Here is a 21,660-nt window from a genome sequence, read left to right as displayed (position 1 = left end):
GCTTATCGGGGTTCGGCCAGATCGGCCTCGGGTTCGAGGGCCTCGGGATCCGCCGCGCCTTCGGCGGCCAGCCCCAGATCGTTGCTGCTGCAGGCAAGGCGGCTCAGCCGCGTCTCGGCCTCGGCGGCAGGGGGGGTGCCCGGAAAGCGCGCGGGGATCTCGGCCAGATACAGGCAGGCCGCGGTCGGGTCCCCGTCATCCGCGATGACGCGGGCAAGGCCCAGCAGGCTTTCGGCGGCGCGCGGCCCATCGGGAGCGGCGGCGAACCCCTCCAGCCAGGCCGCCGCCGCGCCCTTGGTGTCGCCCGCGCTGTCCAGCGCCGCGCCGCGCAGGAACAGCGCCTCGGCGGTCAGCGCGCCGCCCGCATAGGTTTCGGCCAGCGCCCCGAACATGGCGGCGGCGCGGCGGAAGTCTCCGCCGGCCATGACCTGCTGGGCCGCGTCGAAACCGGCCTGTTCGCCTGCGGCCACCGGCTTTGCGCTGCCGCCGGCCTGCGGGGTGGCCGGACCGAGGTTCGGGACGGGACTGCCGCTGCGGCCCAGATCCTGCATGGTCAAGGCCGCCAGGTCGCAGCCTTCGTCCATCTCGCACAGGCGGAATTCCAGATCGGCGATGCGGCGGCTGCCGTCGGCCACGATCCGGTCGATGCGGTTGCCCAGCTGCTCGGTCCGGTCGGTCAGCCGGGCCAGCCGCTGTTCCATGGCGTTCATGCGGTCGATGGCCGTATCCCCGCCCGCCGCCTGGAAGCCCGCCGCGCCCGAGGCGACAAGTTCCGACCGCAGCGTCTGCAACTGGCCGCGCAGATCCGTCAGGTCCGCCCGCAGGTCGGCCAGCGTCGGTTCCTCGGCAAAGGCGGGCAATGCCACCGCCACGGCCAGGGCGGCAGCGGCGATGGCCCGGGCGATCACGATCCGGCCCCCGTGGCGCTGACCACGGTCACGACGCGGCGGTTCTGGGCATAGCAGCCCTCGTCCGAACAAACGGCGCGCGGGCGTTCCTTGCCGAAGCTCAGCGTGCGGATCCGGTCCGTTCCGACGCCCTGGGCGATCAGGTATTCCTGCACCGCGCTGGCACGCCGCGCGCCAAGCGCCAGGTTGTATTCGCGGGTCCCCGTTTCCTCGGCATGGCCCTGGACCACGGCGTTGAAGTTCGTATGCGTGTTCAGCCATTGCGCCTGCCGCGCCAGGATGCCGCGCGCCTCGGCGGTCAGGGCGGTCTGGTTCGCCGCGAACAGGACGGTGTTGCCAACGGTGTCGTTGAAGTACTGCGCCGTCGCCTCGGCCCCCAGGGTGCCGCCGGCCAGATCGCCCTGATACAGCGCCCCGCCCCCCGCCGCGGCATAAGGGTCCACGACCGCCGCCTGGGTGACCGGCGGCGCGGGCTGCGCGCAGGCGGCCAGGGTCAGCAGCAGGGCGGCGGCAACGGGTTTCTTCCAGACGATCATCGGGTTATCCTTCCGGCGCGGGCTTCAGGGCATCAAGGGACCCCAAGAGGGATCCGAGGCGGCAAAGTCAAGGCTCAGCGGTCGCATGTTGCGCCCGGTGATGTCCACCGAATGCAGGCGCGGCTGGCCGTTGCCGCCCGGCGCCACCCGCGTGAACATCACCACGCGGCCATTGGGTGCCCAGGTGGGGGACTCGTCAAGAAAAGATTCGGTCAGGGTCTTTTCGGCCGAACCGTCGGTGCGCATGGTGGCGATGTGGAACCGCTCGCCCACCTGCTTGGCGAAGGCGATCAGGTCGCCCTTGGGCGACCAGGCGGGCGAACCATAGCGCCCCTCGCCAAAGCTGATCCGGGTCGGCTCGCCCCCGTTCACGCCCACGATATACAGCTGCGGACTGCCCGAGCGGTCGGATTCGAACACGATCCGCTGCCCGTCGGGGCTGAAGCTGGGCGCGGTGTCGATGGCGGGCGACTGCACCAGCGGACGCTGCGCGCCCGATGCCGCGTCCATCAGCCAGATGTCGGTGTTGCCGCCCTGTTCGCGGGAATAGGCGATCCAGCGCCCGTCCGGGCTGAAGCGCGGCGAGAACGCCATGCTGTTTCCGTCCTGCGTCAGCGCGCGGGACGTGACGGTCGCCACCTCCATCACCCGGATCTGCGGGAAGCCGCTGTCGAAGCTGGTGTAAACCAGCCGCCGCCCGTCGCGGGAAAACTGCGGCGCCAGCACCAGCGACGAACTGTCGGTCATCCACAGGATGTTCTGGCCGTCGTAATCCATCACGCCGATGCGCTTGATCCGCGCGTCCTTCGGCCCGGTTTCCTGGACAAAGGCCACGCGGCTGTCGAAATAGGGCTGTTCCCCGGTCAGGCGGGCATAGATCTGGTCGGCGATCTTGTGCGCGGCCCGCCGCCAGTCGCTGGCGCGGGCGTCGAACTGCATCCCGTCGCCCTGCGCCTGGCCCGCGTAAACGTCATACAGCCGGAACTTGACGCTGATCGCGTCACCCGCCTGCGTCACCTCGGCAGACACCAGCGCCTGCGCGCTGACCGCACGCCAATCCTCATAGGCGATGGCCTCGCCAAAGCTGCCGGCGCCCGCGACCTGCGCCCCGATTTCCCGGAACAGGCCGGTGCCGGTCAGGTCGGCGGCCACCACGTCGCGGATCTGCTGGGCGACGGCGGCATCGCCGTGAAAGGCCGGGATGGCGATGGCCATCGGCTCGGTCACGCCGTCGGTGATCTCGATCTTCAGGGGACCGTCCTGCGCCAGGGCGGGCAGGGCGGGCACCATTGCGGCGGCAAGCGCCATCGACAGGGTCAAAGTCAACGTCCGAAGCATCAGGTCCTCATCATCCTTGCGACCGGGCCGGGCCTTGGCCCGGCGTCAGTCAAATCCGATCCCGTCGGGGCGAAACTCGACCACCACATCGCGCCAACGGCCGTATTTGTCCATGGGCAGGGGAAAGCCCGCGCCGCCGCACATCATGATCGCCCGCCGCGCGACCTCGAAGGCGTGCCGGGCGCCGCCTTCCGATCCGCCGCGGTAATCGGCGATCCGCAGGCTGGTCTCGATGGGCCTGCCATCGGCGGTCATGCTGAAGCCGACCGAGACCGACATCCGCGAAGCCTCGACCGACAGCGCGCCTTCGTTCCAGCACTGGCGCAGGGCCGTGCGGAAGGCGTCCTTTTCGGCCAGCGACAAGGGCTGCGCCTCGGACAGGCTGGACATGTCGATGCCCTCCAGCGGCGTCGGGCGGATGGGTGACGGCGCAAGCTGCATCGGTTCCACGAACCCGCCCGCGTCGGTCCCCGCGTCGTTCGTTGCCGCACCGCCCGACATCGCGCCCGCAAGCGCCGCCGCCAGCGGATCCTGCGCGGCCGAGGCCCCCGACCCGCCGTCGATCATCTGGCTGTCGCCGCCCACCGCGTCACCCGTCGAGGCGGTGTCCGTGCCCTCGGCCCCGGCGCTGCCGTCCTGCGCCTCGCGCAGCGCATCCGCCAGGGCCTGCTGGCGCGCCGCTTCGGCTGCGGCCTCGCGTTCGGCAGCTTCGCGTTCGGCAGCGGCGCGGCGTTCCTCGGCCTCCCGTTCAGCCGCCTCGGCGGCGGCGCGGCGCTCCTCCTCGGCCTGGCGGGCTTCCGCTGCCTGGCGTTCTTCCTCGGCCTCGCGTTCGGCTTCCGCCTGCCGTTCTTCTTCGGCGCGGCGCTCGGCCGCCTGCGCTTCGGCCTCACGGCGTTCGGCCTCGGCCCGCTCGCGTTCCGCTGCTTCTTCGGCAGCGCGGGCTTCGGCTGCCCGGCGTTCTTCCTCGGCCTCGCGTTCGGTCTCTGCCGCGCGTCGTTCTTCCTCGGCCTGGGCCTCGGCTTCCCGACGCTCCTCGGCCTCGCGTTCGGCGGCTTCGCGGCGTGCCGCAGCCTCTCGCCGCTCGGCAGCTTCCTCCCGTTCCGCCTCGGCCTGTTGCTCCGCCTCCGCCTGCCGTTCGGCTTCTTCCGCCGCGGCCCGTTCGGCCCGGCGGGCTTCCTCGGCTGCCGCGCGCTCGGCCGTCAGGCGGCGCTCCTCTGCTTCTTCCGCAGCCGCAGCCGCTGCTTCTTCGGCAGCGCGCGCGGCCTCTGCCGCGGCCTGGCGCTCGGCCGCCTGCCGGGCAAGGCGGGCGTTGCGCTGTTCGACCAGACCCTCGGGGCGAAGCCGCGGCAGGGCCGAGCGGTCAAGCGCCAGTTCCGACCGGGGCGCAGCCGAGGCATCGGCAGGTGGCGCCTCGGGCCGGGCGGGCCGAGCATCGGCCGCAGGTGCGCCCGCATCAGCCGTCGGCAGGGGCGCCGCATCATCGGCAGTCTGGTTTCCGGCAGGGACGCCGAGGTCGGTTGCCACCGCCACCGGGTCGGGGCGGGCGAAATCGGACAGGTCCGGCCGCGCCTCGGGCCGGTCCGGCTGCGCCAGATCCTGCGCCGATTCGGCAGCATCCGGCAGGCTGGCGGCGGCGGGCGCCTGCGCGGCGTCCTCGTCCACCGCAGGCGCGGGCATCGCAGCCACCGCCGTCGCATCGCGCCCCACCGGACCCGCGCCGCGAGAGGCGGCGGCAAGCGCCTCGAACTCGGCGCCGCTGATGGTGGCCACCTCGGTCGTGCGCAGCGGGGTCGAGGGCTGCGGGCGCAAGAACACCCCGCCCAGGACCGCCCACAGGATCAGCGCGCCATGCGCCGTTCCCGAAACCCACCACCCGATGCGGCCCTCGCGGTCCTCCATGTCCTCAGCCGTCCATCCTGGGACCGCCGGTATCCGTCACCAGCACGATGTCCGACAAGCCTGCCGCGTTCAGCGCGCCCATCACCTGCACCACGCGGGCATAGGGGATCGCCCCGTCCGCGCGCAAAAACACCCGCTGGCTTTCACGGCCCGCCAGGATTTCGCGCAACCGCGTGACGATCTGGTCGGGCGCCACCGGCGCGTCCATCAGCGTGACCTCGCCATCGGCAGGGATCGAGATCACCAGCGGTTCCTCGGGTTCCGTGGGCATGGCGGTGGCGGCGGTCTGCGGCAGGTTCAGGGGCACGCCCGCCGTCATCAGGGGTGCTGCCACCATGAAGATCACCAGCAGCACCAGCATCACGTCCACGAAGGGCGTGACGTTGATTTCCGACATCGGCGCGTTGCGGCGCCGGCCCCGGCCCTTGCGGCTGACCCGCTTGACGACGGCGCCCGACATCTATGCCTCGTCCATCTGGCGCGACAGCAGGGTCGAGAATTCGTCGGCGAACGCTTCCCAGTTGCCGGTCACGCGCTCGGCGTCGCCCGACAGCTTGTTGTAGAACACCACCGCCGGGATCGCGGCCAAGAGGCCCAGGGCGGTCGCCAGCAGCGCCTCGGCGATGCCGGGGGCCACGACGGCCAGGCTGGTATCCTGGGACATGGCGATGCCCTCGAACGCGGTCTTGATGCCCCAGACGGTGCCGAACAGCCCGATGAAGGGCGCGGTGGACCCTACCGTTGCCAAGAACGACAGGCCCCGGAACAGCCGCGATTCCTCGCGCTGGATGGCGACGTTCATGGCGCGGTCGATGCGGGCCGTGCCGCCGGGGATCAGCGCCCCGTCGTCGCGGTGGCTGCGCCGCCATTCGGTCATGCCCGCCGCGAAGATGCGTTCCGACGCGCCCGAGGGGCGTTCGCCCAGCCGGTCATAAAGGTCGTCCAGCGGCTCGCCCGACCAGAAGCTGCGGTCAAAGCGCGCGGCCTCGCGCCGGGCCTGCGCGAAGGCCAGGAATTTCTGGATGATGATCGCCCAGGCCCAGACCGAGGCGATGATCAGCAGCACCATCACCACCTGCACCGTCAGCGAGGCGCGCGCGAACAGCGCCATCAGCGAGAAATCAAGGGCCTGCGCGGCCTGGATCGGTTCCATCGTCACTGCCTTTTCGTCGTGATCCATTGCGGATCCAACCGGTGGTCCGGTCGGTTTGCAGGCCTTCTAGCGCCTTCCTGGCACAGGTTGCAGCCCCTTGCCGCAACACAATGCCGTCACTTTCAAACAGTGCGGCCCCCGCGCCTCACCCCGTTGCCAGGGCCTGTGCCAGGCCTTTCGGCAGCCGCGCCGGGCGGCCCGCGCCGTCCAGGCAGGCCAGCGTCACCCGGGCCGTGAACAGCAGGTCGGGGCCGCGGCGGACGGTCTGGTCCACCACGATCCGCGCGGCGGTCATCTGCGAAAGCGCCGTTTCCACCGACAGCAGGTCGTCGAAGCGGGCGGGGCGCAGGTAATCGGCCTCGATGCGGCGGACGGCGAAGACATGGCCGCCGGCCTTCAGCGCCACCTGGTCGATGCCAAGCGCGCGCAGCCATTCCGACCGGCCGCGTTCGATGAATTTCAGGTAGTTCGCATAGTAAACGATCCCGGCAAGGTCGGTGTCCTCGTAATAAACACGAACGGGCAGCCGATGTGTCATGCGCCCATCCTTGCCGCCAGCCGCAGGGCATGGGCCGGATCGGTGGCCGCGACCGGCAGGACCGGATCATAAGCCGCCCGGATCAGCGCCGCCACGGGGGCCGAGGGCGCGATGTCGCGCGCGAAGGTCAGCGCGCAGCGCATGAACAGCGCCTCGGCCAGTTGCCCCGGATGGCTGTCGGCCAGCCGGCCCCCCATGCGCAGGAAACCCAGGCAGGCACGGATGCCGCCGTCGGGGTCAAAGCGGAACATGCGGTATTGATCGGCGTCAGTGCGGGCCAGCCGGTCGGGCAGGCCGGGCGCGTCGGTCAGCCGGTCCAGGTCGGGAATGCCGGCCAGATCCGGCCAGTCGCGCACGAAGAACAGCATCAGGTTCGCGCCCATCTCGGGGTCGGCGTCCGTCAGCGGATGCCGGGCATGGGCAAAACCCGCCCGGATCGCGCCGCGGAAGATGTCCAGGCTTTCATCGGCCAGCCCAAAGATCACCGGCGCCACCGGCCGCCCCCAGCGGGCGCACAGAAACGTCCCGTCGGTGCGGGTGAACAACGCGGCGATCTGGTCGGCAGTCATGCCATTCACCTTTATCCAAATATCCTGGGGCTTCGAGACGCCCGGAAAAAGGTCCAGTGGACCTTTTTCAGTCGAGAAGGGCCGGCAGGCCCCGCCGAAACGGCGACGGGGGGCAAGGCCCCCGCCGACATTTCCATTGTACGACAGGTTAGGAAACGATCGTCGCCTCGGTCGCGGCGCGCAGTTCCTGCTCGGTCACGCCGTCCGCGCATTCGACGATGCGCAGGCCCCCCGGCACCACGTCCAGAACGCCCAGATTGGTGATGATGCGGTCCACCACGCCCTTGCCGGTCAGGGGCAGGGTGCATTCGCGCAGGACCTTGGATTCGCCCGCCTTGTTGGTGTGGTCCATGACCACGATCACCCGGCCCACGCCCGCGACCAGGTCCATGGCGCCGCCCATGCCCTTGACCAGCTTGCCCGGGATCATCCAGTTCGCCAGATCGCCGTTCTCGGCCACCTCCATCGCGCCCAGGATGGCGGCGGCGATCTTGCCGCCGCGGATCATGCCGAAGCTGGTCGCGCTGTCGAAATAGGCGGTGCGGTCCAGTTCGGTGATGGTCTGCTTGCCCGCGTTGATGAGATCCGGGTCTTCCTCGCCCTCATACGGAAACGGTCCCATCCCCAGCATCCCGTTTTCCGATTGCAGGGTGATGTCCTTGTCGCCCACGTAATTGGCGACCAGCGTCGGGATCCCGATGCCGAGGTTCACGTACATCCCGTCTTCCAGTTCCTGCGCCGCCCGCGCGGCCATCTGGTTCCTGTCCCACGCCATCAGGCAGTCTCCCTCTTCCGAACCGTGCGCTGTTCGATGCGCTTTTCGTGCTGCCCCTGGACGATCCGATGCACATAGATGCCGGGCAGGTGGATCCCGTCGGGGTCCAGCGACCCGCGCGGGACGATCTCCTCGACCTCGGCCACGCAAACCTTGCCGCACATGGCGGCGGGCGGGTTGAAGTTGCGGGCGGTCTTGCGGAACACCAGGTTGCCGGTGTCGTCGGCCTTCCAGGCCTTGACGATGGACAGATCCGCGACGATGCCGCGTTCCAGGATATAGTCCTGACCGTCGAAATTCTTCACTTCCTTGCCCTCGGCGATGACGGTGCCCACCCCGGTCTTGGTGTAGAACCCGGGGATGCCGCTGCCGCCCGCGCGCATCCGTTCGGCCAGCGTGCCCTGCGGGTTGAACTCCAGCTCCAGCTCGCCGGACAGATACTGGCGCATGAACTCGGCGTTCTCGCCGACATAGGACGAGATCATCTTCCTGATCTGCCGCGTTTGCAGCAGGATCCCCAGGCCGAAGTCATCGACGCCGCAGTTGTTGCTGGCGACCGTCAGATCCCTGGTGCCCGCGTCGCGGATGGCGGCGATCAGCAGCTCGGGGATGCCGCAAAGGCCAAAGCCCCCCGCCGCGATGATCATCCCGTCATGCAGCAACCCCTCCAGTGCCTCGGCTGCCGTGGCATAGACCTTTTTCATCGTCCCTCCCCCAAAATGACCTTGCTGCGAATTTGTCGCTTGCGTGCTGCGGCAAGTCAATGCGGCGGTGCAGCGTGGCGGCATCCCGACGGCCCCAAGGCCAGGGCCCGTGCAACGGGGCCAGGTCCGCATGAGCATGGCAGGCAAGCTGCCGCGGCGACTGCGACAGCCCGCCTGTCCCAACGCGGCCGGGACTAGGCTTCGGCTGCCTTTTTCACGGCCTTCTTGGGCAAGGCCTTTTTCGCCGCGGTTTTCTTCGCTGCCGGTTTCTTTGCCAGGGTCGCGGCCTTGGCCTTGGGCGCGGCCTTCTTCCTGACAGGCGACTTGCCCGCCTTGGCCGCGATCAACTCGAGCGCCTGTTCGACCGTCAGATCCTCGGGGGTCACGTCACGCGGCAGGGTGGCGTTCACCTTGTCCCATTTGACATAGGGGCCATAGCGCCCGCTCATCACCTGGATCGCGCCGCCGTCGGGATGATCGCCCAATTCGCGCAGGGGCGCCGCAGCGGCTGCGCGCCCGCGCGTCTGCTTGGCGGCCAGAACCTCGACCGCGCGGTTCATGCCGATGGTGAAGACCTCGTCCGCATCGGGCAGGTTCGCGTATTTCGACCCGTGCTTCACATAGGGACCGAAGCGGCCAAGTCCGGCCTCGATCAACGCGCCATCCTCGGGGTGCGGTCCGATGGGGCGCGGCAGTGACAGCAACTGCACCGCCTTTTCCAGATCCAGCGTGGCCGGGTTCCAGCCCTTGGGGATCGAGGACCGGGCGGGTTTGGGATTGTCCTCGGTCGCCTCGCCCCGCTGGACATAGGGACCGAAGCGCCCGGTCTTGAGGCTGATCGGATCGCCGTTGTCATGGCCCAGGATGCGGTCGCCCACGGCGTCCTCGCCATCGGGCGCGGAGATCGGGCGGGTATAGCGGCATTCGGGATAGTTCGTGCAGCCGATGAAGGCCCCGCCCGACCGCGCGGTCTTCAAGTTCAGCCGCCCCTTGCCGCACAACGGACACTCGCGCGGATCGCCCCCATCGGCGCGCGGCGGGTAAAGATGCGGGGAAAGCGCGTCGTCGATGGCGTCCAGAACCTCGGTGATGCGCAGTTCCGACGTGCCTTCGAGCGCCTTCGAGAAATCCTTCCAGAACCGTGCCAGGACCTCGCGCCACAGCAGGTCGCCGGCGCTGATCTCGTCCAGTTCATTTTCCAGATCCGCCGTGAAGTCATAGCTGACATAGCGCGGGAAGTATTTGGTCAGGAACACCGTGACCAGTCGCCCCTTGTCCTCGGGGATCAGGCGGTTCTTGTCCTTGCGGACGTATTCGCGGTCCTGGATCGTGGTGACGATGCTGGCATAGGTGGAGGGGCGGCCGATGCCCAGTTCCTCCATGCGCTTGACCAGCGTGGCCTCGGTATAGCGGGGGGGCGGCTGGGTGAAATGCTGGCGGGCGGCCACGGCGGCGCTGTCGTTCAGCAAAAGGCCGGGGGCGGCGCGCTGGCCTGCGGGGGCAGAGGGGACCGGATCGTCCTTTTCGCGGGCCTTGGCGAACTCGGCCTCGAAAGCTTGGCCCACCAGCTTCGCTGCCTCGCCTTCCTTGATCGCGGGCAGGCGGGCGCTGTCCTCGCCGTCCTCGTCGTCGCGGCCCTGGTCATAGACGCGCAGGAAGCCGTCGAACAGCATCACCTGTCCGGTGGCGCGCAGGCCCACCTGGTTGTCGGGGCTGGCGATGTCCACGGTGGTGCGTTCCATCCGCGCGGCTTCCATCTGGCTGGCGATGGTCCGCTTCCAGATCAGGTCGTAAAGCTTGCGCTGGTCCTCCGCCGAAACCTTCAGCCGATCGGGCGACAGCATCATGTCGGTCGGGCGGATGCATTCATGCGCCTCCTGCGCGTTCTTGGCCTTGTTCTTGTACATGCGCGGGCTTTTCGGGACGTAATTGTCGCCGAATTTGGCGCGGATCGCGTCGCGGGCGGCATGGACGGCCTCGGGCGCCATGTCGATGCCGTCGGTCCGCATGTAGGTGATCAACCCGGCCTCGTACAGGCGCTGCGCCGCCGACATGCAGGCCTTGGCGCCCATGCCCAGCTTGCGCGACGCTTCCTGTTGCAGGGTCGAGGTCATGAAGGGCGGCCAGGGGTTGCGGGTCGCGGGCTTGGCGGTGACGCCCGTCACGCCCAGGTCGCGGCTGGCGACCGCGCTGACGGCCATCGCGGCCTTTTCGGCGTCAGGCAGGTCGAACCGGTCCAGCTTGGACCCGGCCAGCGAGACAAGCTGCGCGTCGTATTCCGCCCCGCCCGGGGTGGCCAGGCGCGCATGGACCGACCAGTATTCGCGGGCCTTGAAGGCCTCGATCTCCATTTCCCGGTCCACGATCAGGCGCAGGCAGACCGATTGCACGCGGCCCGCCGATTTCGCGCCCGGCAGCTTGCGCCACAGGACCGGCGACAGGTTGAAGCCCACCAGGTAATCCAGCGCGCGGCGCGCCAGATAGGCATCGACCAGCGGCTGGTCGATCTGGCGGGGATGGGCCATCGCCTCGGTCACGGCGGCCTTGGTGATGGCGTTGAAGGTGACGCGGCTGACCCCGGCGCCCTTCTTCAGGGCAGGGGACAGGGCTTCCAGCAGGTGCCAGGAAATCGCCTCGCCTTCGCGGTCGGGGTCGGTGGCCAGAATCAGGTTCTGGTCGTCCTTCAGCGCGTCCTTGATGGCCTTGAGGTGCTTCTTGCTGTCTGCCGCGACCTCCCATTTCATGGCGAAATCGTCGTTCGGATCGACGCTGCCGTCCTTGGGCGGCAGGTCGCGGACATGGCCGAACGAGGCCAGCACGCGATAGTCGCCGCCGAGGTATTTTTCGATGGTCTTGGCCTTGGCCGGGGATTCGACGACGACGACGGGCATGTTACCTCGGGGCGCACCTTGCAATGGGGCGGCAAGATGGGTGCGGTGCCTGCCAGTGTCAACCGGGCGAAATCACCCGCCGCCCGTGCCGCCCTCAGCCAAGCGCCAGCCGTCCGCCCGGCACGCGCAGCAAACGTCCCTGCAATTCCAGCGACAGGATCGCGGCACTGGCTGCAGCGGCAGGCAGGCCCAAGTCGCGGATCACGTCGTTTTCATCCGAGGGCGAGGGGCCGAGCCGCGACAGGATCCGCGCCTCGATTTCCCCGGTCTCGACCGGTTGGGGGCGGGCGAGGGGAACAGGGGGTGCCTCGGCCATGCCCACGGGTTCGGTCTCGCGGCCAAGCGCTGTGCAGACATCGGCCGAATTGCGCACCAGCACCGCGCCGTCGCGGATCAGCTGGTTGCAGCCCGAGGCGCGGGCATCCATCGGATGGCCCGGCACGGCCATGACCTCTCGTCCCTGGTCCAGGGCGTTCTTGGCGGTGATCAGGGTGCCGGACCGGTGCGCGGCCTCGATCACCACCACGGCCAGGGACAGGCCGGACACGATGCGGTTGCGGGTCGGGAAATGGCGGGCCTGCGGTTCGGTTCCGGGCGGCTGTTCGGACACCAGCACGCCCTTTTCCGCGATCTGCGCGGCCAGGATGACGTTTTCCGCCGGATAGATCACATCGACGCCCCCCGCCATCACGGCGATGGTGCCCGTGGGCAGGGCGGCGTTATGGGCGGCGGTGTCGATGCCCCGCGCCAGGCCCGCCACGACGGTGTGTCCCGCTTCTCCCAACCCCGCCGCCATGCCGCGCGCCATGCGCAGGCCCAAGGATGAGGCGTTGCGCGCCCCGATCACCGCCACCGGGTTCTTCGACAGCCAGGCGGGATCGCCGCGCACCCAGAGGATCGGCGGGGCGCCGTCGATCTCGCGCAGCGCCGCCGGGTAAAGCGGCGAATCGCAGCGGATCAGCCGGGCGCCGACCTTGCGCCCTGCCGCCAGTTCCGCCGCCGCCACGCCTTCGGGGCAGGCCTCATAATCGGCAATGCCTGCCGCCGCCGCGATGGCGGGCAGGGCGTCTAAGGCTGCCCGCGCGCTGCCGTGTTCGGCGATCAGCCGGTGATAGGTCGTAGGACCCACCCGGCGCGACCGGATCAGCCGCAGCACCGTCAGGTCGTCGTCCGCCTGGCTGCGCCTGTCGAAAGGAAGATGCCCGGTATCCATGCTGCCTCCGGCCCTTGTCCGGGAATCAGCATTACCCCGAAGGCGTTAACAACCGGTTAGCGGCCCCTCACGCCGCCGAGCCGCCCACCGTCAGCCCGCCGATCAGCAGCGTCGGCTGGCCCACGCCCACCGGCACCCACTGGCCCTGCTTGCCGCAGTTGCCGATGCCGGGATCCAGGCTCATGTCGTTGCCGATGGCGTGGACCTGTTGCAGCGCGGTCGCCCCGTCGCCGATCAGCGTGGCCCCCCGGATGGGATCGCCGACGACGCCGTTCTTCACGCGATAGGCCTCGGTGCAGGAAAACACGAACTTGCCGTTGGTGATGTCCACCTGCCCGCCGCCGAAGCCCACGGCATAGATGCCGTCGCGCAGATCGGCCAGGATCGCCGCCGGATCGGCATCGCCGCCCGGCATGAAGGTGTTGGTCATGCGCGGCATCGGCGCATGGGCAAAGCCTTGGCGCCGCCCGTTGCCCGTGGGTTCCACCCCCATCAGCCGGGCGTTCTGGCGGTCCTGCATGTAGCCCACGAGGATCCCGTCCTCGATCAGCACGTTGCGGGCGGGGGGCATCCCCTCGTCATCGACGCTGATGCTGCCGCGCCGGTCGGGGATGGTGCCGTCATCGACGACCGTGACGCCGGGCGCCGCGATCCGCTGGCCCATCAGCCCGGCAAAGGCCGAGGCCTTCTTGCGGTTGAAATCGCCTTCAAGCCCGTGGCCCACGGCCTCGTGCAGCAGGATGCCGGGCCAGCCGGGACCAAGCACCACGTCCATCACCCCCGCAGGCGCGGGGACCGAGCGCAGGTTGACCAGGGCGATGCGCAGCGCCTCGTCCACGGCGGGCTGCCAGTTCGCCGGATCCATGAGGCCTGCCAGGGACACGCGCCCGCCGCCGCCATGGCCGCCGGATTCGCGGCGGTCGTTGTTTTCCACGATCACGCTGACGTTCAGCCGGGCCATCGGGCGAATGTCCGTGACCAGCCCGCCCTCGGGCCGCAGGATCGCGATTTCCTGCAGGGACGAGGCCAGCGACACCGTGACCTGCACCACGCGGGGATCGCGCGAGCGGGCGTAATCGTCGATCTGGCGCAGCAGCGCGATGCGGGTGGCGAAGGGGATGCCCTCGGCCGGGTCGGCGGCCATGTAGAGCGGCTGGACCTGCAAGGGCGCGGCAGGGGCCAGGATGCCGCCGCCCGCGGCCACGGCCAGCCGCGCGGTCTCGGCGGCGCGGCGAAGGGCGGGTTCCGAGATCTCGGTCGAATGGGCGTAGCCCGTCACCTCGCCCCGGACGGCGCGCAGGCCGAAGCCCTGCTCGGCGGTATAGCCGGAATTGCGCAGCCGCCCGTCGTCGAAGACCAGCGATTCCGACACGGAACGTTCCAGGAAAAGCTCGCCATCCTCGGCGCCAGCCGTGGCCTCGCGCAGGATGGCCAGGGCGCGGTCACGGTCGAGGTGGGTGGCGAAGGGGTCGAAGGGGGTGCGGCTCATGGCGGGCGTCATCTTCCGAAACGGCGGCGCGATGCCGGGATTTTGCGAAGGCAGGCTTATGTATCACTTGCCCGTGGGGTCGAGATATGGTCATAGAACAGGGATTGTTAAAGGAAAAGGGCCGCCCTCGGGCGCCTGCGGTCGCGCGGCCGCGTCAGGATAACGGGATGGAATGATGGCAATAGCGATGATTCGCCGTGGGGTCGCGGCAGCTTCCGGGCTTGCGACAGCGGGAATGATAGCCAGCTCTGCCTTGGCGCAGGACGTTCTGGGCGAGCTTCCCACGATCGGCAAGCCGGAACCCAGGGGCGTGAACTTCCAGCCCGCCGCGACGGAACTGGCGCGCGACCAGCAGTGGCTGGACCATTTCGTGCTGATCATCATCACCGTCGTCACGGTCTTCGTCTGCCTGCTGCTGCTGGCGGTGATCCTGCGCTACAACAGCCGCTCGAACCCGGTTCCCGCCAGGTTCACGCACAACACTCCGCTGGAGATCGGCTGGACGCTGGTGCCGGTGCTGATCCTGGTGACCATCGGCGCCTTTTCGCTGCCCTTGCTGTTCCGCCAGCAGGAAATGCCCGCCGACCCCGACGTGGTGATCAAGGCCATCGGCAACCAGTGGTACTGGTCCTACGAATACCCGGAAAGCGGCATCAGCTTCGATTCGATCATGCTGACCAAGGAAGAGCTGGCCGATTACGGCTATTCCGAGGATGAATACCTGCTGGCCACCGACAATGCCGTGGTCGTGCCCGTGGGCCAGACCGTGCTGATGCAGATGACCGCCAACGACGTGATCCACAGCTGGACCATCCCTGCCTTCGCCGTCAAGCAGGACGCCGTTCCGGGCCGGATCGCGCAGGCCTGGTTCAACGTGGAACAGGAAGGCGTCTATTTCGGCCAGTGCAGCGAACTGTGCGGCATCAACCACGCCTACATGCCGATCGTCGTGAAGGCGGTCAGCCCCGAGGTTTATGCCGCCTGGGTCGCCGAACAGGGCGGCACCCTGGAGGGGGCCGCGGAAACCGCCGCCGCAACGGCCGCAACCGACGTTCAGGTGGCCCGGGCCGAGTGACCGGCGCCCGGACCAGCCAGAAAGCCAGACGGACGACATGACCGACATCAACACCTATGAAGGCGCCCCCGAGGCCGAGTTCCGCGACTTCGTCGCGCTGCTCAAGCCGCGGGTGATGTCGCTGGTCGTCTTCACGGCCTTCGTGGGCCTGTGGGTCGCGCCGGTCGATGTGCATCCGTTCATCGCCTTCTGCTCGGTCCTGTTCATCGCGCTTGGCGGCGGGGCCTCGGGTGCGCTGAACATGTGGTATGACGCCGACATCGATGCGGTGATGCGGCGCACGCAAGGCCGTCCGATCCCGGCAGGCCGGATCGACGGCAATGCCGCGCTGTCGCTGGGCCTGATCCTGGCGGGATTCGCGGTGATGATGCTGGGACTGGCGGCGAACTGGTTCGCGGCGGGTTTCCTGGCCTTCACGATCTTCTTCTATGCCGTCGTCTATACGATCTGGCTGAAACGCTGGACGCCGCAGAACATCGTGATCGGCGGCGCGGCGGGCGCTTTCCCCCCGATGATCGGCTGGGCCTGCGCCACCGGTGGCATCAGCATCGAATCGCTTCTGATGTTCGCGCTGATCTTCTTCTGGACGCCGCCGCATTTCTGGGCGCTGGCGCTGTTCATGAAGTCGGACTATCACGAGGCCCAGGTGCCGATGCTGACCGTCACCCATGGCCGCCCCGCGACGCGCCGCCACATCTTCGCCTATACGCTGGTGCTGGCGCCCTTCGCGATCTGGCTGGGGCTGACATCGGTCGGCGGACCGATCTATCTTGCGGCGTCGGTCGTGCTGAACGCGCTGTTCATCCATGGCGGCTGGCAGATCCTGCGCCGGTCCGAGGATGCGGCACTCGCCGACGGCTATGCCGTGGAAAGGCGTGTCTTCAAGCTGTCGCTTTATTACCTGTTCCTGCATTTCGTCGCGTTGCTGGCTCAGAACCTGTGGGGGACGTGGTGATGCCCTTGAACGCCGAACACGAGATCCACCGCCGCCGCCGGTCGCGCAATGTCGGCCTGGCCGCCGTCCTGGCGTGTTTCGTCGCGCTGGTCTTCGGCCTGACGGTCGTGAAGGTCCAGCAGGGCGACATGATGGAGGCCTTCGACCACCAGCCCCGCGTGTCCGTCCTGCCGCCCGAGCAGCCGGAGGCCGCCCGATGAGCCGCCGCATGTCGCCCGAGGGCAAGACCGTCACCGCCCTGGTCGCGGTCGTCCTGACCATGGGCGCGCTGGCCTGGGCCGCCGTGCCCTTCTATGACTGGTTCTGCCGCGTCACCGGCTATGGCGGCACCACGCAGGTGTCGCAGACAGGGTCGGACACGGTCTTGGACGAGGTGATCCGCGTCCGCTTCGACGCCAATGTGGATCCGAACCTCGACTGGACGTTCCGGCCGATGCAGACCAGCATGGAGCTGAAGATCGGCGAAACGGGCCTTGCCTTCTACGAGGCCGTGAACAATTCCGACGTGGCCGTGACGGGCACGGCCAGCTATAACGTCGCGCCGGAAGTGGCGGGCTATTACTTCGACAAGATCGAATGCTTCTGCTTCACCGAGCAGACCTTGCAGCCCGGCGAGCGGATCGAGATGCCGGTCAGCTTCTTCGTCGATCCCGAGCTGGTGGGCGACCGCGACGCGTCCTGGATCAGGGACATCACCCTGTCCTATACCTTCCACCGGACCGAGCCGAAACAGGCGGCGCTTGACGCCGCCCCGGCCGCCAACGTCAACTGAACACAGAAGGAGCCGACGGGGACAGCTCATGGCGCACGCAAAGAACCACGATTACCACATCCTTCCGCCGTCGATCTGGCCCTTCGTCGCAGCGATCTCGGCCTTCCTGATGCTGTATGGCGCGGTGGGCTGGATGCACGCGGACGAAGTCCACCTGCTGGGCATCCCGGTCAACGGCCCCTGGCTGTTCCTGATCGGCTTCGCCGGCGTCCTTTACGTGATGTACAGCTGGTGGGCCGACGTGGTCCGCGAAAGCCAGGCGGGCGACCACACCCCCGTGGTGCGGATCGGCCTGCAATACGGCTTCATCCTGTTCATCATCTCCGAGGTGATGTTCTTCACCGCCTGGTTCTGGAACTTCATCAAGCAGGCGCTGTATCCGATGGGACCGGAAAGCCCCATCAAGGACGGCGTCTGGCCGCCCGAGGGGATCGTGACCTTCGACCCCTGGCACCTGCCCTTCATCAACACGCTGATCCTGCTGTTGTCGGGTGTGGCCGTGACCTGGGCGCACCATGCGCTGGTGCATGACAACGACCGCAAGACCACCATCAACGGCCTGATCGTGGCGGTGATCCTGGGCGTCGTCTTCTCGATCCTGCAGGCCTACGAATACAGCCATGCGGCCTTCGGTCTGGCCGATACCGCCTATGCCAGCGCCTTTTATCTGGCCACGGGCTTCCATGGCGTTCACGTCATCATCGGGACCATTTTCCTGGCCGTCTGCCTGCTGCGCCTGATGAACGGCCAGATGGACCAGGACAAGCATATCGGCTTCGAGGCCGCGGCCTGGTACTGGCACTTCGTCGATGTGGTCTGGCTGTTCCTGTTCGCCGTGGTCTATGTCTGGGGCAGCTGATCCCCGCAGGGTCCGACATGCGACGCGCGGGGATGGCCCCGCGCGTTTTTCTTTGCGACTGGCTTTATCTTCATGCGCCGCATCCTGTTTCCCCTGATCCTCGGCATCGTCGGCTGCGCCATCCTGGTCCAGCTTGGCCTGTGGCAGCTGCGCCGGATGGAGTGGAAGGAAGGGATGCTGGCCGAAATCCAGGCCAGCATCGAGGCCGCACCCGTGCCCTTGCCCGCCACGGTCGATCCGTCGATGAAATACCTGCCCGTGACCGTCAGCGGCACCACCACCGGGACCGAGATCGACGTGCTGTCGGGCACCAGGGAACAGGGCGGCGGCTACCAAATCGTGTCGCGCTTCGTCACCGACGACGGCCGCGCGATCCTGCTGGACCGGGGATTCGTCCCGCAGGAGTTGCGCCATGCCGAACGCCCGCCCGTGCGCCTGACCGTGCGCGGCAACCTGCATTGGCCCGACGAAAAGGGCAGCGCCACGCCCGAGCCGAACCTGGACGAGAACATCTGGTTCGCCCGCGACGTGCCCGCCATGGCGCGGGTCTTGGACACCGAACCGATCCTGGTCGTCGCCAGCTTCGTCGAGGGCGACGCGCAGGGGATCGAGCCGATCCCGGTGGCCATCGAGGGAATCCCCAACAACCACCTGTCCTATGCCGTGCAATGGTTCCTGATCGCGGCGACCTGGGCAGGGATGACAGTCGGCCTGATCTGGCGTATCAGGCAGCGGAAATACTGAAGGAATGCGGATGCGCTACGTCTCGACGCGGGGAAAGGCCCCGGTGCTGGATTTTGAAGGGGCGATGCTGTCGGGGCTGGCCCGCGACGGCGGATTATACCTGCCCGAGACGATCCCGGCATTCTCGGCGCTGCACGACCTGGACGGGTCGTCCTACGAGGACGTGGCCTTCCGCGTCATCCGCCCCTTTACCGGCGACAGTTTCACCGACGAGGAACTGCGCGGCGCCATCGACCGCGCCTATGCCCGGATCGAACACGCGGCCAAGGCCCCCTTGCGCCAGCTTGCCCCCGGCCATCACCTGCTGGAGCTGTTCCACGGCCCGACCCTGGCCTTCAAGGACTTCGCGATGCAGCTGATCGCGCAGCTGTTCGAGATTGCGTTGAAGCGGTCCGGCCAGCGCATCACCATCGTCGGCGCGACCTCGGGCGATACGGGGTCCGCGGCCATCGAGGCCTTCAAGGGCATCGACAACGTGGACGTGTTCATCATGTTCCCCCATGGCCGCGTGTCCGAGGTTCAGCGCCGCCAGATGACCACACCCGACGCGGCCAACGTCCACGCGCTGGCCGTGACCGGGCATTTCGACGACTGCCAGGCGCGGCTGAAGGATCTGTTCAACGACCACGCCTTCCGCGACACCGTGGGGCTTGCGGGCGTCAACAGCATCAACTGGGCGCGCGTGGTGGCGCAGATCGTCTATTACTTCACCGCCGTCGCCAGCCTGGGGATGCGCCCGACGGACTTCACCGTGCCGACCGGCAATTTCGGCGACATCTTCGCGGGGTCCGTCGCCCGCGCCATGGGCCTGCCGATCCGGCGGCTGATCGTGGCGACGAACCAGAACGACATCCTGCACCGCGCACTGACCACCGGCGAATACCGGGTGGGCACGGTCGAGCCGTCCATCAGCCCGTCGATGGACATCCAGGTCAGCTCCAACTTCGAACGCGCGCTGTATGGGGCCTATGGCGGGGATGCGGGGGCCATCGGGCAACTGATGAACGAGCTGAAAGCGGGCGGCTTCACCATCAGCCAGGGCGCGCTGCAGGCCCTGCGCGAGCACTACCTGTCGGGCCGCGTGTCCGAGGATGAAACCTTGGCGATGATCCGCACCATCCGCCACGAGACGGGCGAAATCCTCTGCCCCCACAGCGCCATCGGCGTGGCCGTCGCGCGCCGGCACGTCGAACCCGGCGTGCCCATGGTGACGCTGGCGACCGCCCATCCGGCCAAGTTCCCCGACGCGGTGGAAGCCGCCATCGGCATCCGTCCCCCTCTGCCGCCGCACATGCAGACCCTGTTCGACCTGCCGGAACGCGTCACGCGGGTTGAAAACGACGTGTCGGGGCTTAAGTCGCTGATCCTTGACCGGAGAACCCAGTGAACCAAGACCCCAACCTGCACGTCACGACCCTGCCCAACGGTTTGCGCATCGCCACGCGCCTGATGCCGGGGCTGCATTCCACCGCCCTGGGCATCTGGGTCAACGCAGGCGGGCGCAACGAACGCCCGGAACAGAACGGCATCGCGCATTTCCTGGAGCACATGGCCTTCAAGGGCACCGCGACCCGCACCGCCCTGCAGATCGCGGAAGCCATCGAGGATGTGGGCGGCTATATCAACGCCTATACCTCGCGCGACGCGACGGCCTATTACGTCCGCGTGCTGGAGGGTGATGTCGATCTGGCCTTCGACGTGATGTCCGACATCGTGCTGAACCCGGTCTTCGACGAACGCGAGATCGAGGTCGAGCGCGGCGTGATCCTGCAGGAAATCGGGCAGTCGATGGACACGCCCGACGACATCATCTTCGACTGGCTGCAAGAGGCCGCCTATCCGAACCAGCCGATGGGCCGCACCATCCTGGGTCCGGCGGAACGCGTCAGCAGCTTCGGCCGCGCGGATCTCGCGGGCTTCGTTGCCGAAAACTATGGTCCCGGCCAGATGATCGTGGCTGCGGCAGGGGCCGTCGATCGCGACCGCATCGTGCGCCTGGCCGAACGCGCCTTCGGCCATCTGGCCCCCATCGCGCAAGCCCCGAGAGAGGCCGCGCGCTGGCAGGGCCTGGAAACCCGCAAGGTCAAGCGGCTGGAACAGGCGCATTTCGCCCTGGCGCTGGAAGGGCCGGGCTATCTGGCGGACGATTTCTATGCCGCGCAGATTTTCTCCTCGGCCCTGGGCGGGGGCATGTCGTCCCGCCTGTTCCAGAAGATCCGAGAGGAGCGGGGGCTGTGCTACACGATCTTTGCCCAGTCGGGCTTTCACGACGATACCGGGATGCTGACCATCTATGCCGGCACCGGGGCCGATGACGTGGCCGACCTGTCGAACCTGACCATCGACGAGATGAAGCGCGCCGCAACCGACATGTCCGAGGCCGAGGTCGCCCGTGCCAAGGCGCAGCTGCGCGCCAGCCTGCTGATGTCGCTGGAAAGCCCGTCCGCCCAGGCCGAGCGCATGGCGCGGACCCTGGCGATCTGGGGCCGGGTGCCCGACGCCGCCGAGGTCGCGGACCGCATCGCCGCCGTCACCGTGACCGAGGTGCGCGCCCATGCCGAAACCCTGATCGGGCAGGCCCGGCCCGCGCTGGCGCTTTACGGCCCCGTCAAGGCCGCACCTGCGTTGGGCGCCCTGGCCGAACGGCTCGCCGCCTGATGTTCCTGCGCCCGCGACCCGTCAGGTTGGAAACCGAACGGATCGTGCTGCGCCTGCCTGCCCATACGGATTTCCACGCCTGGGTGTCGCTGCGCCAGTCCAGCCGCGACTTCCTGACGCCGTGGGAGCCCGTCTGGTCGCCCGACCACCTGACGCGCAAGAGCTTCGTCAACCGTGTCTATTGGGCGGCCCGCGCCAGCCGGGGCGGCACCGCGCTGCCCTTGTTCCTGGTGCGCCGCGACGGCGTGCTGCTGGGCGCGATCACGCTGGACAACATCCGCCGCGGCCCCGCGCAATCGGGCACCATCGGCTATTGGATCGGCCAGGACTTCGCCCGCCAGGGCTACATGCGCGAAGCCATCGGGGTGCTGGTCCACCACGCCTTCACCGCCTTGGACCTGTCGCGGATCGAGGCCGCCTGCCTGCCGGAAAACGCGGCATCCCGCGGGGTGCTGGAAAAGTCGGGCTTCAAGTACGAGGGCGTCGCCCAAAGCTATCTTCAGATCGACGGGCGGTGGCGCAACCACGTGCTTTACGCCAACCTGCGCAGCGACCGGCGCGGCCGAACCGACGCCCGGTAAGGG

22 protein-coding genes are annotated in these 21,660 nt (G+C 68.3%); 9 read left to right on the top strand and 13 right to left on the bottom strand.

The annotated features are described in order from the left end of the window. Window positions 1-2 precede the first annotated feature (2 nt). The 13 genes from GIY56_RS11455 to tldD all read right to left on the bottom strand — a co-directional run bounded on the left by GIY56_RS11455 (window position 3) and on the right by tldD (window position 14,013). Window positions 3-908 (bottom strand): tol-pal system YbgF family protein, encoded by a 906-nt coding sequence (locus tag GIY56_RS11455; protein ID WP_328288522.1) that lies wholly within the window; start codon window positions 906-908, stop codon window positions 3-5. Then, window positions 905-1,444, bottom strand: a complete 540-nt coding sequence (gene pal / locus GIY56_RS11450) for a peptidoglycan-associated lipoprotein Pal (RefSeq protein WP_154764988.1) — start codon at window positions 1,442-1,444, stop codon at window positions 905-907. The genes GIY56_RS11455 and pal overlap by 4 nt, the downstream gene beginning before the upstream one ends. Before the next feature lie 24 nt (window positions 1,445-1,468). Then, window positions 1,469-2,782 (bottom strand): Tol-Pal system beta propeller repeat protein TolB, encoded by a 1,314-nt coding sequence (gene tolB, locus GIY56_RS11445; protein WP_154764987.1) that lies wholly within the window; start codon window positions 2,780-2,782, stop codon window positions 1,469-1,471. A 45-nt stretch (window positions 2,783-2,827) separates the two neighbouring features. Next, window positions 2,828-4,681 carry a protein TolA gene (locus GIY56_RS11440; RefSeq protein ID WP_154764986.1) on the bottom strand — a complete coding sequence of 618 codons (1,854 nt, stop codon included), beginning with the start codon at window positions 4,679-4,681 and terminating at the stop codon, window positions 2,828-2,830. A gap of 4 nt (window positions 4,682-4,685) precedes the next feature. Continuing rightward, window positions 4,686-5,141: an ExbD/TolR family protein gene (locus GIY56_RS11435; RefSeq protein ID WP_154764985.1), complete on the bottom strand. Its 456-nt coding sequence runs from the start codon at window positions 5,139-5,141 to the stop codon at window positions 4,686-4,688. Beyond that, complete coding sequence (tolQ, locus tag GIY56_RS11430; protein ID WP_154764984.1) at window positions 5,142-5,834, bottom strand: protein TolQ; 693 nt, start codon at window positions 5,832-5,834, stop codon at window positions 5,142-5,144. Window positions 5,835-5,979: 145 nt separating this feature from the next. Continuing rightward, entirely contained in the window at window positions 5,980-6,372 is a 393-nt protein-coding gene (gene ybgC / locus GIY56_RS11425; RefSeq protein WP_154764983.1) for a tol-pal system-associated acyl-CoA thioesterase, read from the bottom strand. Then, window positions 6,369-6,941 carry a hypothetical protein gene (locus GIY56_RS11420; protein WP_154764982.1) on the bottom strand — a complete coding sequence of 191 codons (573 nt, stop codon included), beginning with the start codon at window positions 6,939-6,941 and terminating at the stop codon, window positions 6,369-6,371. The genes ybgC and GIY56_RS11420 overlap by 4 nt, the downstream gene beginning before the upstream one ends. A 148-nt stretch (window positions 6,942-7,089) precedes the next feature. After that, window positions 7,090-7,716, bottom strand: coding sequence for a CoA transferase subunit B (locus GIY56_RS11415; RefSeq protein ID WP_154764981.1), 627 nt, complete (start codon window positions 7,714-7,716; stop codon window positions 7,090-7,092). Next, window positions 7,716-8,420 (bottom strand): CoA transferase subunit A, encoded by a 705-nt coding sequence (locus GIY56_RS11410; protein WP_154764980.1) that lies wholly within the window; start codon window positions 8,418-8,420, stop codon window positions 7,716-7,718. Before GIY56_RS11410 ends, GIY56_RS11415 begins: the two co-directional genes overlap by 1 nt. A gap of 194 nt (window positions 8,421-8,614) precedes the next feature. After that, on the bottom strand, window positions 8,615-11,311 hold the full coding sequence (gene topA / locus GIY56_RS11405; protein WP_154764979.1) for a type I DNA topoisomerase: 2,697 nt from the start codon (window positions 11,309-11,311) through the stop codon (window positions 8,615-8,617). 94 nt (window positions 11,312-11,405) lie between these two features. Then, entirely contained in the window at window positions 11,406-12,524 is a 1,119-nt protein-coding gene (dprA, locus tag GIY56_RS11400) for a DNA-processing protein DprA (RefSeq protein ID WP_154764978.1), read from the bottom strand. A gap of 67 nt (window positions 12,525-12,591) precedes the next feature. Then, window positions 12,592-14,013, bottom strand: coding sequence for a metalloprotease TldD (gene tldD / locus GIY56_RS11395; RefSeq protein WP_154764977.1), 1,422 nt, complete (start codon window positions 14,011-14,013; stop codon window positions 12,592-12,594). A 172-nt stretch (window positions 14,014-14,185) separates the two neighbouring features. Here tldD and coxB point away from each other — a divergent pair, with 172 nt between their 5' ends. The 9 genes from coxB to GIY56_RS11350 all read left to right on the top strand — a co-directional run bounded on the left by coxB (window position 14,186) and on the right by GIY56_RS11350 (window position 21,657). Then, complete coding sequence (gene coxB, locus GIY56_RS11390; RefSeq protein ID WP_154764976.1) at window positions 14,186-15,088, top strand: cytochrome c oxidase subunit II; 903 nt, start codon at window positions 14,186-14,188, stop codon at window positions 15,086-15,088. 37 nt (window positions 15,089-15,125) lie between these two features. Then, window positions 15,126-16,043, top strand: a complete 918-nt coding sequence (gene cyoE / locus GIY56_RS11385; protein WP_154764975.1) for a heme o synthase — start codon at window positions 15,126-15,128, stop codon at window positions 16,041-16,043. Then, window positions 16,043-16,243, top strand: a complete 201-nt coding sequence (locus GIY56_RS11380) for a hypothetical protein (RefSeq protein WP_154764974.1) — start codon at window positions 16,043-16,045, stop codon at window positions 16,241-16,243. The genes cyoE and GIY56_RS11380 overlap by 1 nt, the downstream gene beginning before the upstream one ends. Then, on the top strand, window positions 16,240-16,815 hold the full coding sequence (locus tag GIY56_RS11375) for a cytochrome c oxidase assembly protein (RefSeq protein ID WP_230312452.1): 576 nt from the start codon (window positions 16,240-16,242) through the stop codon (window positions 16,813-16,815). The genes GIY56_RS11380 and GIY56_RS11375 overlap by 4 nt, the downstream gene beginning before the upstream one ends. A gap of 28 nt (window positions 16,816-16,843) precedes the next feature. Next, on the top strand, window positions 16,844-17,674 hold the full coding sequence (locus GIY56_RS11370; protein ID WP_154764973.1) for a cytochrome c oxidase subunit 3: 831 nt from the start codon (window positions 16,844-16,846) through the stop codon (window positions 17,672-17,674). 72 nt (window positions 17,675-17,746) lie between these two features. After that, window positions 17,747-18,418, top strand: coding sequence for an SURF1 family protein (locus GIY56_RS11365; RefSeq protein ID WP_154764972.1), 672 nt, complete (start codon window positions 17,747-17,749; stop codon window positions 18,416-18,418). A 10-nt stretch (window positions 18,419-18,428) separates the two neighbouring features. Then, on the top strand, window positions 18,429-19,805 hold the full coding sequence (gene thrC, locus GIY56_RS11360; RefSeq protein WP_154764971.1) for a threonine synthase: 1,377 nt from the start codon (window positions 18,429-18,431) through the stop codon (window positions 19,803-19,805). Further along, a complete protein-coding gene (locus GIY56_RS11355) occupies window positions 19,802-21,076 on the top strand; it encodes a M16 family metallopeptidase (protein ID WP_407946969.1) in 1,275 nt (424 codons plus the stop codon). Before thrC ends, GIY56_RS11355 begins: the two co-directional genes overlap by 4 nt. Continuing rightward, the gene (locus GIY56_RS11350; RefSeq protein WP_196053612.1) at window positions 21,076-21,657 is read left to right on the top strand and encodes a GNAT family N-acetyltransferase; all 582 of its coding nucleotides are present in this window, start codon (window positions 21,076-21,078) and stop codon (window positions 21,655-21,657) included. Before GIY56_RS11355 ends, GIY56_RS11350 begins: the two co-directional genes overlap by 1 nt. Window positions 21,658-21,660 lie beyond the last annotated feature (3 nt).

The organism is Paracoccus lichenicola, from assembly GCF_009708075.1.
In the GTDB taxonomy this organism is placed as follows: Bacteria; Pseudomonadota; Alphaproteobacteria; order Rhodobacterales; family Rhodobacteraceae; genus Paracoccus; species Paracoccus lichenicola.
The sequence above is the reverse complement of the archived record's forward strand: the minus strand, read 5'-3'. Positions and strand labels throughout refer to the sequence as shown.

What these genes read in the sequence shown, in the direction of transcription:
- cyoE (WP_154764975.1), top strand. Translation starts at nt 15,126, where the DNA reads ATGACCGACATCAACACCTATGAAGGCGCCCCCGAGGCCGAGTTCCGC.
- tolQ (WP_154764984.1), bottom strand. Translation starts at nt 5,834, where the DNA reads ATGGAACCGATCCAGGCCGCGCAGGCCCTTGATTTCTCGCTGATGGCG.
- ybgC (WP_154764983.1), bottom strand. Translation starts at nt 6,372, where the DNA reads ATGACACATCGGCTGCCCGTTCGTGTTTATTACGAGGACACCGACCTT.
- coxB (WP_154764976.1), top strand. Translation starts at nt 14,186, where the DNA reads ATGATGGCAATAGCGATGATTCGCCGTGGGGTCGCGGCAGCTTCCGGG.
- GIY56_RS11420 (WP_154764982.1), bottom strand. Translation starts at nt 6,941, where the DNA reads ATGACTGCCGACCAGATCGCCGCGTTGTTCACCCGCACCGACGGGACG.
- GIY56_RS11375 (WP_230312452.1), top strand. Translation starts at nt 16,240, where the DNA reads ATGAGCCGCCGCATGTCGCCCGAGGGCAAGACCGTCACCGCCCTGGTC.
- pal (WP_154764988.1), bottom strand. Translation starts at nt 1,444, where the DNA reads ATGATCGTCTGGAAGAAACCCGTTGCCGCCGCCCTGCTGCTGACCCTG.
- GIY56_RS11410 (WP_154764980.1), bottom strand. Translation starts at nt 8,420, where the DNA reads ATGAAAAAGGTCTATGCCACGGCAGCCGAGGCACTGGAGGGGTTGCTG.
- GIY56_RS11440 (WP_154764986.1), bottom strand. Translation starts at nt 4,681, where the DNA reads ATGGAGGACCGCGAGGGCCGCATCGGGTGGTGGGTTTCGGGAACGGCG.
- topA (WP_154764979.1), bottom strand. Translation starts at nt 11,311, where the DNA reads ATGCCCGTCGTCGTCGTCGAATCCCCGGCCAAGGCCAAGACCATCGAA.
- tolB (WP_154764987.1), bottom strand. Translation starts at nt 2,782, where the DNA reads ATGCTTCGGACGTTGACTTTGACCCTGTCGATGGCGCTTGCCGCCGCA.
- GIY56_RS11380 (WP_154764974.1), top strand. Translation starts at nt 16,043, where the DNA reads ATGCCCTTGAACGCCGAACACGAGATCCACCGCCGCCGCCGGTCGCGC.
- GIY56_RS11365 (WP_154764972.1), top strand. Translation starts at nt 17,747, where the DNA reads ATGCGCCGCATCCTGTTTCCCCTGATCCTCGGCATCGTCGGCTGCGCC.
- GIY56_RS11350 (WP_196053612.1), top strand. Translation starts at nt 21,076, where the DNA reads ATGTTCCTGCGCCCGCGACCCGTCAGGTTGGAAACCGAACGGATCGTG.
- tldD (WP_154764977.1), bottom strand. Translation starts at nt 14,013, where the DNA reads ATGAGCCGCACCCCCTTCGACCCCTTCGCCACCCACCTCGACCGTGAC.
- GIY56_RS11370 (WP_154764973.1), top strand. Translation starts at nt 16,844, where the DNA reads ATGGCGCACGCAAAGAACCACGATTACCACATCCTTCCGCCGTCGATC.
- GIY56_RS11435 (WP_154764985.1), bottom strand. Translation starts at nt 5,141, where the DNA reads ATGTCGGGCGCCGTCGTCAAGCGGGTCAGCCGCAAGGGCCGGGGCCGG.
- GIY56_RS11415 (WP_154764981.1), bottom strand. Translation starts at nt 7,716, where the DNA reads ATGGCGTGGGACAGGAACCAGATGGCCGCGCGGGCGGCGCAGGAACTG.
- thrC (WP_154764971.1), top strand. Translation starts at nt 18,429, where the DNA reads ATGCGCTACGTCTCGACGCGGGGAAAGGCCCCGGTGCTGGATTTTGAA.
- dprA (WP_154764978.1), bottom strand. Translation starts at nt 12,524, where the DNA reads ATGGATACCGGGCATCTTCCTTTCGACAGGCGCAGCCAGGCGGACGAC.